Origin of the sequence: Hydrocarboniphaga effusa AP103, assembly GCF_000271305.1 — a bacterium.
In the GTDB taxonomy this organism is placed as follows: Bacteria; Pseudomonadota; Gammaproteobacteria; order Nevskiales; family Nevskiaceae; genus Hydrocarboniphaga; species Hydrocarboniphaga effusa.
In genome coordinates this window covers 123,289-139,912 of record NZ_AKGD01000003.1, presented here as the reverse complement: position 1 = coordinate 139,912, position 16,624 = coordinate 123,289, and the positions used below count along the sequence as shown (strand labels likewise).

The 16,624-nt window shown below is 61.6% G+C and carries 13 protein-coding genes; 8 read left to right on the top strand and 5 right to left on the bottom strand.

From position 1 onward, the window contains the following. Positions 1-52: 52 nt before the first annotated feature. Positions 53-5,569, bottom strand: a complete 5,517-nt coding sequence (locus WQQ_RS17145) for a site-specific integrase (protein WP_007186501.1) — start codon at positions 5,567-5,569, stop codon at positions 53-55. Continuing rightward, positions 5,566-6,267: a hypothetical protein gene (locus WQQ_RS17140; protein ID WP_040454772.1), complete on the bottom strand. Its 702-nt coding sequence runs from the start codon at positions 6,265-6,267 to the stop codon at positions 5,566-5,568. Before WQQ_RS17140 ends, WQQ_RS17145 begins: the two co-directional genes overlap by 4 nt. 537 nt (positions 6,268-6,804) lie before the next feature. Between WQQ_RS17140 and WQQ_RS24675 the strand changes: the two genes are divergently transcribed. The 4 genes from WQQ_RS24675 to WQQ_RS17125 all read left to right on the top strand — a co-directional run bounded on the left by WQQ_RS24675 (position 6,805) and on the right by WQQ_RS17125 (position 8,902). After that, positions 6,805-7,128 carry a cytidylyltransferase family protein gene (locus tag WQQ_RS24675; protein WP_007186500.1) on the top strand — a complete coding sequence of 108 codons (324 nt, stop codon included), beginning with the start codon at positions 6,805-6,807 and terminating at the stop codon, positions 7,126-7,128. 7 nt (positions 7,129-7,135) lie between these two features. Beyond that, positions 7,136-7,303 carry a CDP-archaeol synthase gene (locus WQQ_RS24670; RefSeq protein ID WP_007186499.1) on the top strand — a complete coding sequence of 56 codons (168 nt, stop codon included), beginning with the start codon at positions 7,136-7,138 and terminating at the stop codon, positions 7,301-7,303. Between the two features lie 73 nt (positions 7,304-7,376). Continuing rightward, positions 7,377-7,655, top strand: coding sequence for a hypothetical protein (locus WQQ_RS17130; RefSeq protein WP_040454771.1), 279 nt, complete (start codon positions 7,377-7,379; stop codon positions 7,653-7,655). Between the two features lie 173 nt (positions 7,656-7,828). Further along, complete coding sequence (locus WQQ_RS17125) at positions 7,829-8,902, top strand: lysylphosphatidylglycerol synthase transmembrane domain-containing protein (RefSeq protein ID WP_007186498.1); 1,074 nt, start codon at positions 7,829-7,831, stop codon at positions 8,900-8,902. 94 nt (positions 8,903-8,996) lie between these two features. Here the strand turns inward: WQQ_RS17125 and WQQ_RS17120 are convergent, their stop codons facing one another. After that, a complete protein-coding gene (locus tag WQQ_RS17120) occupies positions 8,997-9,479 on the bottom strand; it encodes an NUDIX hydrolase (RefSeq protein WP_040454770.1) in 483 nt (160 codons plus the stop codon). A gap of 135 nt (positions 9,480-9,614) precedes the next feature. Here WQQ_RS17120 and ppsA point away from each other — a divergent pair, with 135 nt between their 5' ends. From ppsA to WQQ_RS17105, 3 genes are all read left to right on the top strand, one after another. Continuing rightward, a complete protein-coding gene (ppsA, locus tag WQQ_RS17115) occupies positions 9,615-12,026 on the top strand; it encodes a phosphoenolpyruvate synthase (RefSeq protein ID WP_007186496.1) in 2,412 nt (803 codons plus the stop codon). 26 nt (positions 12,027-12,052) lie between these two features. Continuing rightward, positions 12,053-12,931, top strand: a complete 879-nt coding sequence (locus tag WQQ_RS17110; protein ID WP_007186495.1) for an RNA polymerase factor sigma-32 — start codon at positions 12,053-12,055, stop codon at positions 12,929-12,931. Positions 12,932-13,055: 124 nt separating this feature from the next. After that, positions 13,056-13,733, top strand: a complete 678-nt coding sequence (locus tag WQQ_RS17105) for a DUF2238 domain-containing protein (RefSeq protein ID WP_007186494.1) — start codon at positions 13,056-13,058, stop codon at positions 13,731-13,733. A 74-nt stretch (positions 13,734-13,807) separates the two neighbouring features. Here the strand turns inward: WQQ_RS17105 and WQQ_RS17100 are convergent, their stop codons facing one another. Beyond that, positions 13,808-14,884 carry an NAD(P)-dependent alcohol dehydrogenase gene (locus tag WQQ_RS17100; protein WP_007186493.1) on the bottom strand — a complete coding sequence of 359 codons (1,077 nt, stop codon included), beginning with the start codon at positions 14,882-14,884 and terminating at the stop codon, positions 13,808-13,810. Between the two features lie 344 nt (positions 14,885-15,228). Then, entirely contained in the window at positions 15,229-15,510 is a 282-nt protein-coding gene (locus tag WQQ_RS17095) for a hypothetical protein (RefSeq protein WP_007186492.1), read from the bottom strand. Positions 15,511-15,683: 173 nt separating this feature from the next. Between WQQ_RS17095 and WQQ_RS17090 the strand changes: the two genes are divergently transcribed. Then, positions 15,684-16,598, top strand: coding sequence for a universal stress protein (locus WQQ_RS17090; RefSeq protein ID WP_007186491.1), 915 nt, complete (start codon positions 15,684-15,686; stop codon positions 16,596-16,598). Positions 16,599-16,624: the final 26 nt, after the last annotated feature.

Below are 16,624 nucleotides of genomic sequence, written 5' to 3'. Positions count from 1 at the left end.
TGTGCATATAGATGCAGGGCTTACGTCACTGTGCCCCCCATGCAGGCGTAGATCACTTCGGCGCATTCTCACTGGCCGCCATCCAGGTCATCACCCACCGAATCACGCTAGATGCCTGCCCCTTGAAAACGCTCTTTCTCCCAGTTTCGAGCGGGTCGCCCGGGAATCGAATCCGCAACCGGTGATTTCGAATCTCGAGGTGAATGCGCTCATCCGCCGGTAAGGATTGGATGCGTACCTCGTCAGAACCATCCAGGCGCATCGACCCTTCTAGTGCCTCGCTCGCATACAGCCATTTGTCGAGCAACCAACGGTAGTCAGCATCCTGCTGCTTTTTGAGATTCAACAGCCAGCACAGCAAGTCAGTCGCACGCTCCAACCGAGCGCCCGTCCCAATCATGTCCGGCATCGGCGAGCCCTCCGGAGTGCGAAGCTCCATCGGATGACGCATCAGATTGGAACCCCGCTTCCCCGACGGAATTTCAGCGATCTTTTGAAGGGATCCCCGAAGCGCATCGACGCCATCAGGCGCATCGCCCCGCTCACCCATCAAGTACTGATGGGCGTGTTCGAAGTACAGCTTCAAGCCTTCTGCGTCGGCCAATGTTTTTGGCTCATGCTCAGATGCAGTTTCGATCAACTGCAGCGGCGTTTCGTCACGAAACACAAGCAGCCTCGTTGCTGAGCTGGAATCTCCCCGCGCACACTCTTTCTGCTGATCCAGCTCGATACGGTCGCGCAAGCGACGCTGAGTCGTTGCAGCATCGACACCCTCTTCTTCGCATTGTTTGGCGAGTCGATACCAGGTCGCACGACTACTGCTACGAAGTGCAAACGCCTTCAAAGAAATTTCTGGCAGACCGACCTGATAGGCGTACAACGCCACGCAAAGGGTATGGATGTAATGGCGCAGCGTGGTGGTCTCGTGCAGGTGCCCGAGCAGTGCGCAGATCGCTTTGAGCCCCTGCCCGCACTGTCCCGCCGACGCCAACAATATTTCCCGCTGCGCAGGCGTCGGCATCAGCTCCGCCACCCACGGCAAGTCTTTCAGGAGATCGAAATCGACGATGTTGGCAAGCATCAATAGCAGCAGCACGCTGGCCTTGGTGTGCCGCAAGTGATGAGGCCCGATGTCGGGATCCCCAGTGGCCGACTTCATTGACTTGGCTACGCGATCGAAAAAGTTGTCGCCGCTTGCATCATGGTCCGGCCCGGCATCCAGTGGCTTCGCGGCGCCAATGGCACGCGCGGCCTCAAGCAATTCGAGGAGCGCGTCCCCCGCCAGGGCCACTGGGACGACACGTTCTGACGAGGCCGTCTTGAGCGTCCTTCCTTCGTATTCCCGGATTCGGATCATGTCTCCATCCAAGTCGGCCCAGCGCAGCTTCTCGGTTTCGGCCCTGCGCGCGCCGGTTGCTTCCGTCAACCTGAAGTGGCGGCTGGCCGACACGCGATTTTTTGCCGTACCGATCCTGGAGCTCACCGATTTCAGTCGCTCCTCGATTCGGCGAATCTCCACCGCCGACAGGATCTTTGCACTGACGACCCGCCGGGCCGAATCAGCGATTTTCGAAATGATGAAGCCGTCTTTCTCCAAGGCATCCTGACGGTTCGTCAGGAAAGTTCGGAAGCGAGTCCAAGCCCCGTGATGCGTCCGGGCAGGGAAATGCGGCGACGTCAGATCCCACAGCGTTTGCAGGATCGCCTCATCAATCTGGGTCCACGATTCCCGCGTGTCGGCAAAGCCCACTAAGCCATGCCAGACCACGCGCAGGATTCGTGCGTTCATCTTTCTGGCGCGCTTGCTGAGGTTGGGACCGTGCTCTCGCTCGTATTCCTCAACCATGAAGTAAGCAAACCGGCACAGCAGCTTCTGCGATAAAGACTGGCTGGCCTCGATGTCTTTGCTCAGCAAGCCAAGCCACTCGCTGGTCAGAACGTCGGTGCGGTCACCGATTGTCCGCGCGTAGTCGCGCTGCTTCAGATCTGACGGGAGAGGCTCGCCCAACTCGGAGTCCGGGTCAGCCTCGGCCTGCGTCTCCTCTTCGTCTTTGCTCGCTACCGGACCAAGGCCGGCAAGCCGACGAAACTCACGGACCGCCAAGTCCTCCGTCAGAATCTCACCGCTCGCATAGGCCGCCAATACGGGCGATGCAGCAAGCTGCATCTGCTGACGCAGCCCCAGCAGAAAATCCGGCAGTCGCATCTCATCAGGAAGGCCCAGCGATCGCAGGTAAGCACGAAATGCGTTGTTCCAATGCTCCTGTCGCTTCGAGGACAAAGACTTCAACAAAGGCCTCAAGGCATCCGCCACCCTCACGCGCTCAACCGCGATGAGCGCTGACAGATAGGGATCCAACAGCACCGTCCGGCGCATCAAGTCGCCGGTGCGCACGGCCCGAACCTTCAATTCAATCAGGCGCACATCGCCGACCGCCTGGACAGGTTCATCGCCAGCAATGAATGTCAGAAAAGCATCCAGATGCGGAACGCAAAGAAGACCGCCGCGCAATGCTGCGGCAACGATCAGCCGGCCCGTGTCGATCTGCAGCGCCTGCTCCCCGTCGGCCACCGCCGGCAGATGCGCCAAATCATGGGCAATGGCGGGCAGCAGGGACTGCTGAAGATAGGCCAAGCACCCGAATTCGTGACTGCTGACCAGCCAGTTGCGCTGGAATCGCGAGCGAGGACGGCTGGCGAACAACGGGATGTTGGTTCTAATTCGAATGTATTCGCAAATGCGCTCGGCATACGCGGGTAGATCGACGCCCGGCCGATCTGCCACCGTGCGCAGAACATCTCGCACCAGCCCGAGTGCCGCCTCTGGCGACGGCGGCTCCCACTCGAACGCGGCCTCGAACAGGTCCTCCGGCCCCTCTCTGAGCAGGGAGACGACCGCTTCATCGCTAAGCACCGGCGGCGGTATAGGTGCCGAGCTTAGTCGGGGTGGCGCCGGTAAAAGATTCGGCCACGGCCTGGGATCCGGAAAATCTTCGATCCGAAGGACTTCGAAGCCCAGATCCCGCTCCAAAGATTCCTGCATCGCCAGCCACTGCGCGCGAAACTCCGCCGACGGAAAGGTCGAGGTCCACGTCCACGGATGCCGTCCTCGCACCCAGTGGCCCAGACCGGCGTCTTTCATTCGGCCCGACAACTCGTTCACACAAGAACGCACCAGCTTGCGACCCCAATTGCCGGGCAGCTTCTTCAAGGTGCTGGACAAGTCCATGAACCGGGGTTGAAACGGCACGCTGTTTCGTACTGTATCGAATATACGAAGGCTCAGAATGTGGTCCGGATTTCGGCTCAATCCGGCAAAACCCGGATCGATGATGGACAGTGCCGAGGCCAGGGAGCGCAGCACGTCGAGCTGCTCCAGAACACCCCGGCCCAGCGGGACATAGCGATCGGTCGAGCCATCCGGCCGGCTTTTATCGCGCACCAGCGCCCAGCCATCGGCCGTGATAATTCCGGGGACGGGTTCCCGGCTTCGCCGGCCGGCTGTCGCCAACCCCAGCCAGATCGATAGGTACATGGAAAGATTGTTGTAGACCGCCGGCCAACGCTGTTCTCTAACGGCCGATTTGAAACGCGCTTTGAGCTTGGCGATCTGCGCGGCGACCTTGGCGACTTCGAACCCTTGCGGACAACCGACCCTCTCGCCAGCGACCTCGACTGAAGGCGGTTCGCCTAACGGCCCTGCCCACGGCGCAACGATCTCCCGCCACAACTGCTCGACCTGTTTGCGCTCATAGGACGCGTAGTGAATGAGGTTGTTGAGATTGGCGTCGTTCGCGTCGATCAAGACCTTGACCAACGCCAGGTCGTCGCGTCCACGCTCCAGCAAGGCCAGCTTCAGAGCACCGGCGATGGCCCGCGGGGTGATACCCAGACTTTTGGGCAGTGTGGCGATCAGGGATCGCGCTTGTTCGAGGATCGTTGAGTGGCGCCGGTGCGGCTTTTCATCAAGTACGTCGACCAAGGGACGCCAAGCGACCGGCAACGGCAAACGCAAGGTCTTGACGGCTGGCGCACAAAATTCCGGCAAGTCAGGACAGTCCGCCAGTTCCGGCAGACCTGCAAGGACATGGACCATATAGTCGGGCTTGCTGATGACCACAGATTGTTTCAGTTCCCCCGCTGATGGAGAGGACCGACCGATGGCCAAGCCAGACACGAAGTCGAGAGACCGGCCCGTCAGCAGGCTGAGTCCAATGGACAGGCGCGCCCGCTGTTCGATCGAGCTGTCTGCCGGCTTCAAGACCACGCAGCCCACAACCGCTTCTATTGCTGCGACCGATAGACGCCAATCTGGCCAGGGCAGGAGCGCGTTGGCGCGCTCGATGTGATGCAGGGCGGATTTAGCCGCGTACCAGCCCGCCATCGGCTCGCCCTTGGCCAGGAAAAGCACGGTGGAGGGCTCGACCCCTTCCCCATCACCAGGATCGACGATCAGCTTCTTCGACCGCTTAGCTTTGCCTTCATTCCCAAGGTCGTCTTTGCTCTGGTCTTCCTCCTCATCCACGAGGGCGCCTTTGCCCCGATCTTTCCCCTTATCCACGGGGGCACCTTTGCCCTGGTCTTTCACCTCATCTTCGGGCCGCAGCGGTTCGTGCTCGACGATTTCGATCGCAAACCCCGCGTGAACCGAACCCACATCCAGTTCATGGCCGATGATGGTCACGTGGCCATACAGGTCAACCTCGACTTTACGGACCTGCCTGGCAATGTCTTTGCGCAGTGCGGTCTGGTCGCGCTCCACCGCCGAGCTCCGCATCCAGATCAGCTGGAGCAGCCGGCCGATCTCCGCACTCACCTTTCGCGCCCCCTCGATACGGGCATCGAGATCGGTTTCGCCCATTCCAGAATCGCTCAAGGCTTTTCGAACTGACGGAAGGCCGGACTCCGTATGGGCAAGCTTCAGAATCTGGCTGAGTTGGGTCGACGCCTTCGCAGTCAGCCCCTGCAGTTGGCTGGCGGTTTCGACAGCCCTGCTGGCGTGTCGAATATCCGCCAGCTCACGCAGGACCCGCAGGGCGCCGTACACCCGCGTGGCCAAACCGTCTTTCAGGTCGAGCACCTCGCCGTTTAGGTACCGCTCGTACTTCTTTGGAGCGTGCACCCGGCGCTGGTGCTGGAACATCTGCCAAGCGAACCAGGCCTGCAACCACTCGAAGGCGCGTTTCTGCTCCTCGGACGCGCGTTCTTTAGGTTGAATCAGTAGGAGATCGCACAGCCCGCTGTCCCCCGTGTGGGGACGCAGTGGGGTTTTCCGAGCGCGGTTGCGATCGATATGCGCATTCAGGAAGTGCGGATCGACATCCTTTTCATCGAGCAACGCAATCTGACGTATCAGCCGAAGTCGTTGTGCTTGGTCAGGAAACGCCGGTTCAGCCTCATCAAACTCGGGCACAGCCTCCAGAAGCTCTACCAGACGGCGGCAGCAGTAGACGATCGCCGCAAGATTTTGGTGCGCCCGCAACATGAACAGCACATCGAGGACTTCCTGCTGGCCGACGCCCAATCGATCCGACAGCAGCGCGCTCAGCTGTTCGAACCGGGGGTTCACGCGCTCCCCTTCTGGCGAATCCTCGCGACCATGGCCCGCCCCAAACCGGTCAGGGTCTGAGCCACCTCGTAATTCGGAGCCGCGCAGACGATGCGATCACGGTGCGCTTCAAACAGAGGGGCCAGCGCACCCTGGGCGAACTGAGCCAAGTCTGCGACGCCGAATCGGGACTCGCTCTTGGCAATAAGCGTCCTGACGGTCACCTGCCGATGCGGAAGCACCTGGGCGGCCAGGAACCCGGACAAGACATTCTCCAGGACGCTCACAGGCGCATCCTCCACCTCGATCCTCCCCACCACCGGAGGTGCCCAGCTGACAAGGCGCGCGACAAAGTCAGCAGGTAGCGCCGAGAGGAACTTGTAAGTCGCAAGGGGCACACGGACTGGCCCTTCCACTTTGAAGGTTGCCAGTTCCAGGCGAAACGCCGGGATCTGAGGGGCCGAGTGGCGGTCCCGCCTCCACCGCATGGGTGGTGGCTCGCGCAAAACCTGCTCCGGAAAATCGGACGAGAAGCTGTTGACCAACCCTCGATATACGGCCGCCAACAGTAGCGCGCGCTCCCGCTGCTCCGGCGCCACTCTCGGCAAGGGAGCGCCCTCGATCAGCCTCCGAAGTACGCCACACGGAAGCAGCTTTCTCTCTGCCGTCAGATCGGCAGCCAGGGCGTCCAGGAGATCGCGGCGCAGGGCTTCAGCCAAGGCACACCGACGGTCATGATGAGTAGACTTTCAGTGTCTCACACGATCGTGGTTAATCGGCGTTAAACAACAAAAAACGCGCTGGCCGAAACCAGCGCGTTCGAATTTTTCTGCCTTCTGGGACGGCTACTTAGGTCAATTTACACCGTTTCAACCCAGTTACCGCCAACTACAAAGTTCGGCTTATGAGTGCTCCACCCCGCACCAGACAGACGATCAGTATATAGGACCTGAGGCCACCACTTCAAGGAAATGCTGCCTACATCCTTGATGGAACTGATGAAACTCCGATCCCCCGTCCGCGTCTGCAGCGGCCGGGGCGGCGATTATATAGACGCATCTCGGGATATGCGAGAACTTTTTTCGGGCCCGCCTCCCCGTTCCTCGAACCCGGGCCGAGACCCTCTGCAGGCGGACGGGCGGCCCATTCCCTGCTCCTGCAGAGCAGGATCGGCCATGGAGAAAACAAGACGGAAACCAGCGGCCGAATGACGCAGGTCAGCGCAGTCCGCGTGCGGATCCGCGATCCTTCGGCGCATGCAACGCCTGGTCGAACTGGCCTATCTGATGGCTCCCGTCTATTTCGCCAACATGGCGCCTCCGCTCGTGAGGTTCTGGCCATGGTGGAACCCGCCGATCCACCGCCGGGCATTGGGAGATCACAAGACCGTGATCGGTTTCGTCTTCGGATTGATCGCAGCCGTGGCGACCACTGCAACGCAGCACTGGCTGAATTGGAAGGCGAGCCTCCTCGATTACGACGCATGGCTGACATTGGGCGTCTGCTCCGGTGCCGGCGCCTTGGGGGGGAGACTGTCTCAAAAGCTTTGTGAAGCGGCGCCTCGGAAAGAAGCCGGGTAGCCGATGGGTGCCTGCAGATCAGCTGGACTTCGTGATCGGCGGCTTGCTTGCGCTTTCTTTCTGGATACGGCTGAGCTTTGCCGATGTTCTCATGGTGGTATCGATGAGCTTCGTCGCCGACCTCGTCGTCAACCGGCTCGCTTACCGGCTCGGACTACGGGACACCCGCTGGTGAACCTTCGCCTCCGGAGAGAGGCCGCTTCAGTCTGTCGCGGAGGCCGCTCAATCGCCTCGCGGACTGGCACCCGATGCGCCAGATGCTTCGCATTGCCGGCGTAGCGATCACGCGCGCGGCGATGACCCAGGTCATTGCAGCCACCTTCGAAGTTCATGAGTCTTTTCGTCATGCCGACGGAGAGAAATCAATGAACACGGTGCTTCAGCTCATTTTGCTTTTCGCGTTGTCCGGAGTCGCACTTTCCGGATACTGGACTTGGCGCGGGCTGACGTCGGAAGCATCGAAAGCCTGCGCATCCGTCGCACAGCGGAAGTTTTCCTGGGATACCCGCTGTATACGTTTGGATTGATCCTCTATGTGCTGATAGTGGCACTCGCTGTCGCCGCTCTGTGGCGAAGCGACGACTCATCGGCGCCAGCACGTCGCTCCCGCTGACCCGAAGCCGGCACTCGCCGGGATACTCCAGGTACCGGCAGAGCTTCAGCGTCATTCCCCTGCTCCAGCAATGCGGAGTATTTCGAGATGGAACAGCGCAAAGATCGCGCTGATCAAGCGCAGACCACGGAAGGCACCCCGCAAGCAGCCGAACAGCCCCTGCAGACGGGCCGACATCAGAAGCTGGCGCTCCTCTCGTGGTTACTGGGCCTCGGCATTCTGGCGGCGTTGATCGGCGTCGCGCTCCATCAATCCGAGGAGAAGGCGTTCATACGGCTCATGCAAGAGGTCCGGCCCGAGTGGCTGACGCTAACGGTGCTGCTACAGGCGGCCACCTATTGCTCGCAAGGACAGATCTGGCGCGATCTGGCCCGCCATGCCGGACATCGGCTCTCACTGGGCCTTGCGCTCCAGGTGAGCCTGGCGAAGCTATTCGTCGATCAAACGATTCCGCTGATGGGCATCGGCGGAACCACGATGATGGCCTCCGTACTCAAAAACCGAGGACTGTCAGCCTCCATCGTCATGGGCGGCGTCGGAGTCAGCATCGTGTCGTACTTCACCGCGTATCTGCTTGCTCTGGCTGCCGCAATGCTGATCGCGCTGGGGACCGGCCAGATCGTCACGCCGGTCCTGATGCTCTCGGGATTGTTCACCATCGCCAGCATCGGATTGATCGCGTCGACATGGCTGCTCGTCGGCAGAGCCGTCCGGTTGCCGCCGGCCCTGCACAGGCTCGATTGGCTCAATAGAAGCCTCAAGAGCTTGAGAGAAGCAGACCCGGGGCTACTCCGGAAGCCGTCGGTGCTGCTGAGGGCGACGGTCCTGCAGTTGTCGATCGTCGCACTCGATGCATTGACCTTGTGGGCGCTGCTCCGATCGCTCGGCGTGGAAGCATCGCCCGCTCAAGTCTTCGCCAGCTTCATGATCTCCTCCATCGTTCGCAGCCTCAGCTTCATGCCTGGGGGAATCGGCGCCTTCGAAGCAGCCTCATTCGCAACCCTGCAATGGACCGGCGTCTCCGCAGCCGCCGCACTATCGGCCACGCTGCTCTTCAGAGGGCTGAGCTTCTGGCTGCCCATGATCCCTGGGCTGCTGTGTTCCAGATCCTTGCTGACGAAGCAGACAGTCACGGCCGGCAGCGATGTCCCGCGCCGTTAGCGACCGGACCGATTCAACGCGCGCTTCTTTGTCCTGATCGGCTTCATCGGCCCGACGCGCATCGAAGCTTCGCGATAGCGCGTCCTGTCGTTCCTCAGGCGGGCACTGCTTTCCCGAAGTGATCGAGCAAACGGAGCTGTCCCTTGAGCAGCTTCGCATTCGCGTCCTTGAGGCTGAACCAGGCACCGCGATCCACCTCCGGGAATCTGCGCTGCATTCCCGATCCTGGAGGCCACTCGATCATTAAGCTGTTGCTGACCAGTTCCCTCTCGTCGAGATCGAACTCCACCGCCCAGGCCTCGACGAGCTTTCCTCCGGGCTGGCGCACCGTTCCCAAGGGGATGAAAGGGCCGGCGCCAACATCAAAGCCTGTTTCCTCGCGGAACTCGCGCGCTGCGGCATCCATTCCCGTTTCGTCGTCGGAGCACTCCCCTTTCGGAATGCTCCACGCTCCCTCGTCCTTCCCCCGCCAGAACGGCCCGCCGGGATGAACCAGGAAGACTTCGACGAGGCCGGCTCGCCTGCGATAGGCGAGCAGCCCCGCACTCCGCTTCCGACCTCTCGCTTTCGACTGCATCGACCTCACCCCGCGGCTGCGCGATATCGCCATTGACGCGGGTCATGGCAGCAGCTTCGCTCACGCACTATCTCTAGCGCACGGTTTAAAAAATCCATTCGCAATTTTATTCACTGAAGCGCACAGGTAATCAACATGAGCCAGTCTCTGCCTGAAGTTGTTCCTCTCGAATCGGTGGGCCGCGAAGACGTGCCTTTGGTGGGCGGAAAAAATGCCTCGCTCGGTGAAATGATCCGCAAGCTCGCGGATCAGGGGGTGCGCGTACCAGGCGGCTTCGCGCTCACCGCCCATGCCTATAGACGATTCGTCGAGACCAATCGGCTGGCTCCGGAGATCAGCGAGGCTTTGTCTGCACTCTCGTCCGGAGCGCTCACGCTCGCACAAGCCGGCGAGCGCATCCGCACCGCATTTTCGAGATCAATCTGGTCGGACGATCTGGCGGCGACCATCCGCAGTGCGTATCAGCGGCTTTGCCAGCAGCACAACGGCACTCGCGTCGCGGTGGCGGTGCGCTCGAGTGCAACCGCAGAAGATCTGCCCGACGCAAGTTTTGCCGGCCAGCAGGAGACCTATCTCAACGTCGTCGGCGAAACCGCACTCCTGAACGCCTGCCGCAACTGCTTCGCATCGCTTTATACCGACCGGGCGATCAGCTATCGACAGGCCCGCGGCTTCGATCACCAGTCGGTCGCGCTGTCCGTCGGAGTCCAGCTGATGGTACGCGCGGATAGCGGCGGCTCGGGCGTCATGTTCTCCGTCGACACCGAAACCGGCTGTGATCGCGTGGTGATCATCAATGCGTCATGGGGCCTGGGCGAAACCATCGTGCAAGGACGCGTCGACCCGGACGAATACGTGATCTTCAAGCCCCTGCTCACGGAACCGGCACTGGTTCCGATCATCGAGCGCAAGATCGGCGGCAAGGCCTTGAAGATGATCTATTCCGCCGAGACCGGTGCGACCACGCGTACGGTGACGACATCGGTGGCAGAGCGCGAAAGCAGCGTGCTCAGCGACAGTGAAATCCTTCAACTCGCGCGCTGGGCCTGCATCATCGAGAAGCACTACGGCGTTGCCATGGACATGGAGTGGGCCAAGGATGGCGACACGGCGCAGCTCTACATCGTGCAAGCACGCCCCGAGACCGCTCAGTCTCAACGCAAGCAGGGATTCGCACTCGAAACGCACCGCGTGGTCCTGCCGGGCCGCCTCTTGCTGTCGGGGCTCGCCGTCGGCGAGGCCGCCGCAGCCGGAAGGGTTCGTCTCGTCACCGACCCCCGCGCAGTGGAGGATTTTCCTTCCGGCTCGATCCTGGTCGCGGAGAACACCGATCCGGACTGGGTTCCCCTCATGCGCAAGGCGGCCGCGATCGTCACCGATCATGGCGGGCGAACCTCGCATGCGGCCATCGTGAGTCGCGAGCTGGGAGTGCCCGCGCTCATCGGTACCGGCGAAGCCACGCGCCTGCTTCATGACGGCCAGGATGTCACCGTCAGTTGCGCCGAAGGCGATATCGGCCACATCTACGAAGGGCAGTCGAAAATCCAGATCGATCATCTCGCGCTCGACGAGATTCCGATCACCCGAACCAAGGTGATGCTCAATATCGCCAATCCCGCTTCGGCGCTTCGCTCCTGGCGCCTGCCCGCCGATGGCATCGGCCTGGCACGCATGGAATTCGTCATCAGCAACACCATCAAAGTCCACCCGATGGCCTTGGTCCATCTGGATCGCGTCACCGACAAAGAGCAGCGGCGACAGATCGAACAGCTCACACGTGGCTACGCCGACAGGACCGAGTACTTCGTCGAGCGTCTGTCGGCAGCCCTGGGGCGTATCGCCGCGAGCTGCTACCCCAAGCCGATGATCCTGCGATTCTCGGATTTCAAGACCAACGAATACGCCGATCTGCTCGGAGGTCGCGACTTCGAGCCGCACGAGGAGAATCCGATGATCGGCCTGCGCGGTGCCTCACGCTATTACTCGCCGCGGTACCGCGACGGCTTCGCTCTCGAATGCCGTGCGATCAAGCAACTGCGCGAGAAGCTCGGATTCTCCAACGTCATCGTCATGGTGCCCTTCTGCCGCACGCCAGAAGAAGCGGATCAGGTACTGACGGTCATGGCTCTCAACGGGCTGCAGCGCGGCCAGGGCGGGCTCAAGGTCTATGTCATGTGCGAGATACCTTCCAATGTGATCCTCGCGGAAGAGTTCGCCAAGCGCTTCGATGGCTTCTCGATCGGCAGCAACGACCTGACCCAGCTCACGCTGGGGGTGGACCGCGACTCGGACGAGCTCGCGCCGCTGTTTTCGGAACGCAGTCCGGCCGTCATCAGCTTGATCAAGGATGTCATCCGTCGCGCTCACGAGCTGAAAATCCCGGTCGGGCTGTGTGGCGAAGCCCCCAGCAGCCAGCCCGATTTCGCCGGCTTGCTGGTCCGAGCCGGCATCGATTCGATCTCGGTGAGCCCTTCGAGCTTCGCGGCTGTCAAGCGGAACGTCCGCAACGCCGAACATCATTTCGACAACTTCGTCGGCGTACGCTGATATCGCCGACCAGGTGACGACGCGCCATGACCCTGAATCTTCAAAGTTCGAGACGGCGTTCGATCCCGCCATTACGCGCCGACAACCTCGACTCCTATGTTCGATCGGTCAACCGGGTTCCGCGCCTGGAAAAATGCCGGGAACTCGAACTCGCGTCGCGCGTGCGAGACGGACACGACGCAGCCGCCAGAGACGAGCTCGTACACGCCAATCTGCGCTACGTGGTGCACATCGCCCGTGGCTATGCGGGCTATGGATTGCCTCTTGCCGATCTGATTCAACAGGGCAACCTCGGCCTGCTGCGCGCGATGTCGCGTTTCGATCCAGGCATGGACGTGCGCCTCATGACCTTCGCTACTTATCACATCCGCAGCGAGATCCACGACTTCATCGTACGAAACTGGCGCATCGTCAAAATCGCGACCACCAAGGCACAACGCAGACTGTTCTTCGGCTTGCGAAGCCGGCGGGCAGAAGCCGGATCCCTGCGAGACCTGGAGGCCAGCGCCATCGCCGACGAACTTCATGTCGATTGCGCCGACGTCTACACCATGGAGCTTCGACTGGGCAGCGCCGATCTGTCCCTGGACCATGCAATGAATGAAATGCATGACAGGCTCGATCTGCCCGGTGACGACGACGTGGTAGCCACTGCGGCGGCGGCGGCACAGTGGAGCGAGCTGCAGAAGAAAGCACTGTATGCCGCCTGGTCCCAACTCGACGAACGCTCGAAGGACATCGTCCGGCGACGCTGGATCCAGAACGACAAAGCAGGGCTGCGCGAACTGTCCGAGCAGTACGACATCTCGATGGAGCGCATGAGACAAATACAGAACCGCGCCATTTCGCGGATCCATGACAGCATGATCGCCGCAGGCGTCGATAGTCGCCTGGCCGAAGCCTGATCCGTGAGGCAGTGGGAACGCATCGAGCCGGCACACGGTGCTCCTTCGCCGCATCGCCTGCGTCGCATACCCTCCCATCGGCGACGCCGGTTTCCTACCCGCACGCGGCGACGCTGAGCCTGCGATGACGGCCTCGCCTCCCGCACCGGGCAGGAGCCCGTCGCTCGCGTCGGCGCCTGCGCTGATGGTCGCCGCGTTCATGGGAGCCTGGCTGGTCTGCGCATGGAAGCCCTGGTTCCCGCAAGACTGGGCGCTCGAAAACGTTCTTCCACTGCTGTCGGCATGGTGGCTCCTGCGCAGGCACCGACGAATGCCCTTGAGCACCGCTTCGTACGCCCTGTTGACGGTGTTCGGGATCGCCCACGAGATCGGCTCGCACTACACGTATGCGGAAGTTCCCTATGCCGCCTGGTCGGAGGCACTGCTGGGCCGCTCGCTCGGCGAGACGATCGGCTTGCAGCGCAACCACTACGATCGTCTGGTGCACTTTCTTTTCGGCCTGCTTTGTCACCGGCCACTTCGCGAGATGCTGACGCCTCAGCTGGTCGCCAGGTCACCCGCATCACGCTGGGCACCCCTGACGATGATCGCGTCCATCTCCCTGAGCTACGAGCTGATGGAATGGCTTGCGGCCGAGACGTTCGGGGGCGAACTCGGTCAGGCGTATCTGGGCACGCAGGGCGATCCCTGGGATTCCCAGAAAGATTCGGCGCTGGCCCTGCTCGGGGGGCTCGCCGCCGGCGTCATCGACCGGCTGCCGAAGACCAGGGCATCGCGGCACACCAGACCGCGCAAGGCCTAGCGATCGATCGGCAAATGCATCCCTGGCCGTGGCGGGCATCGGCGTCCCGATACCCGCCCGAACCACCTCGCGCCTCAGGGCGTAATCGCGACCTTGAGCACACCGTCGCGCTGGTGCGAGAACAAGTCGTAGGCTTCCTCGATGCGATCGAGCGTGAAGCGGTGCGTGACCAGCGGTCTTGTATCGAGCCTGCCCGATCGAATCACGGACATGAGCCTGTGCATGCGCTCCTTGCCTCCAGGGCAAAGCGTCGTGCAGATTCGATGATCCCCCAGTCCCGCCGCGAACGCGTCGACCGGAATGCGAAGATCTTCGGAATAGACGCCCAGCGATGACAAGGTCCCGCCCGGGCGCAACGAGCGCAGAGCGGCTTCGAAAGTGCTCTGACTCCCGAGCGCTTCGATAGCCACATCGACGCCGCGGCCCTCCGTGAGGCGGAGGATTTCCTGCACAGGATCCTGGCTTCGGGCATCGATGACGTAATCGGCTCCCATGCGGCGCGCCACTTCGAGGCGCGCCGGCACACGGTCCACGCCGATGATGGTGGTGGCGCCCATGAGTCTCGCCCCACCGGTGGCGCAGAGGCCGATCGGCCCCTGTGCGAATACCGCCACCGTATCGCCAATGCGGATACCGCCGCTTTCGGCACCGGCGAAGCCGGTGGACAGAATGTCGGGACACATCAGAACCTGCTCATCCGTGAGCCCCTGGGGCACGGCGGCGAGATTCGCCATCGCATCGGGAACCAGCAGAAACTCGGCCTGCGCTCCATCGAGCGTATTTCCGAACCGCCAGCCTCCCATCGCCTTGAATCCGTGCGGCGTATCGGCGCCGTCCTGCGAATGCCGACCGCACAGGCAGGCCATGCTGTGCCCGCTCGGCGTAATGGCGCCGGCGATCACCCGCTGGCCTTCCCGATAGCCGCGAACCGCCGAGCCGAGCTTCTCGATGATGCCGACCGGCTCATGACCCACGGTCAGCCCGGACTTCACCGGATACTCACCTTTGAGAATGTGGACATCGGTGCCGCATATCGTCGTGGTGGTGATACGGATCAGCGCATCGAGCGGACCGACATCCGGAATGGGCTTTTCGCCCAGCACGATGCGATTGGGCTCGACGAATATCGCCGCCTTCATCTTCATTGCCATCTCGGTTCTCCGCATTGCGCCCCACGGGAATTCCACTTTCGTACAGCGCAATGTGCGACGCCTTGACGTTCGTCAACGCGCCGCGAGGGCGGTCGCCCCAGCATGTAGCTGCAACGACATCGGTCCCGGATCGATACGCAGCAATCATCACCCAGAATCGCAGGCGCAGAAGACCTGCACCACCAGGAGTTGGGCATGTGATCGAAACGTTCGATGCACCGTCGCTGTAAGTGACGACTTCTTCGTTGCTCGCGCCCTTTGATGGAATCGCCGTCGCGGTGCCCGCGAACAGGGTCAAGCAGCACGTCAAGCGAAAGCCCGGTGCTTTCATCCTTGGGCTGCGCCTACCTCTTCACATTCTGCTTCAGAACCTTTCGCAGATCGGCGTAGCCATCTCTCAAGCTCTCGTACAGCAACTGCGTTGCGTAGGCCACTTCGAGGCTCGAGCGGTCGATCGACTCCCGCGCTACGCGGAGCTCTTCACGCAAGGTCGCCCAGCTCTGCTCTGCCTGCTGCCATCGGTCTCCGGCCTCCGCCTTGAACAGATGCGCCTGCAAAAGAAGCTCGTCGCGCGCCTGCGCCAGTGAATTGAAATCTTCCAAGGAAAGCAAGTGCGGCTTCTTCATCGGTGTCTCCAGCTGACCGTTACATGGTCCACCTTGAAGCTCCCGCCGGTATTGACGCGCATCAATTCGCCGACGCGGAGCCGGACCTGGCGCCAACGCGATCGTTGACGCGGGTCATGACGCTCCGCGGCCGACACGAGACTCTTTGCCGGCGTCACTCAAGGAAACACGCCATGGGCCCCTATCGGAACATCTTGCTGTTCGCCGATCCCTCGATGCTGCGAACGCCGGCTTACGATCGTGCGGTCGCATTGGCACAAGCCACCGATAGCAAGCTGCATATCGTGACCATTGGCTGCAACCACTTGCTGGAGTACGCATCGAGATCGAGTCTTCACGATTCGACGAAGGCGAAAGAGGGCTGGCTGCAAATCCAGCAGCAATGGCTGATCGCGCAATCCGAGACACTGAAGCCAAGAGGAATCGAGGTCAGCTCCAACGCGGTATGGACACTCAGTCCGCGGGAGGAAATGGTCGAGTATGCGAACGAGTTCAAGCCCGACCTGATCGTCAAGGATGTCCGGCACGAAGCCTTCATCAGAAGACCCTGGCTGACACCATCGGATTGGCACCTGCTGACTCACGTCGAAGCACCGACCCTGCTGGTCGGCAAACCGACACACGTGCTGCCTCGCCGAGTGGTCGTCGCGATCGATGCCAGCCCGGTCACCGGCGATGACGAAGACTTCAACGATCAGATCGTGCAGCAGGCATTGGCGTTCTCGATCCAGTGCAAGGCAGACCTGTATCTCGTCTCCTCGGTGGATTACCAGTTCTTGCGGGCCGATGCTCAGGGCATGATGGACAGCTGGGCTCCGGATCTCTACGAGAATCTGCATCAGGATCATGCCACAGCGTTGCGGTCATACGCGCAGGCCCACCACATTCCCGAGGATCGCGTGCGAGCGCTTTCTGGCTGGACGCCTCACGCGCTCGCCAATTTCGTCGACTCGGTGAGCGCCGATGTGATCGTCGTCGGCACCCATGCCCGTAGAGGCGTACATCGAGCCCTCATGGGCAGCGTGGCCGAATCCATCATCGACGCAGCACCTTGCGACGTGCTCGTTACCAAACCCGGTTCAGCTTGAGCCGACGCATGCAAGCAGTGGAGGCG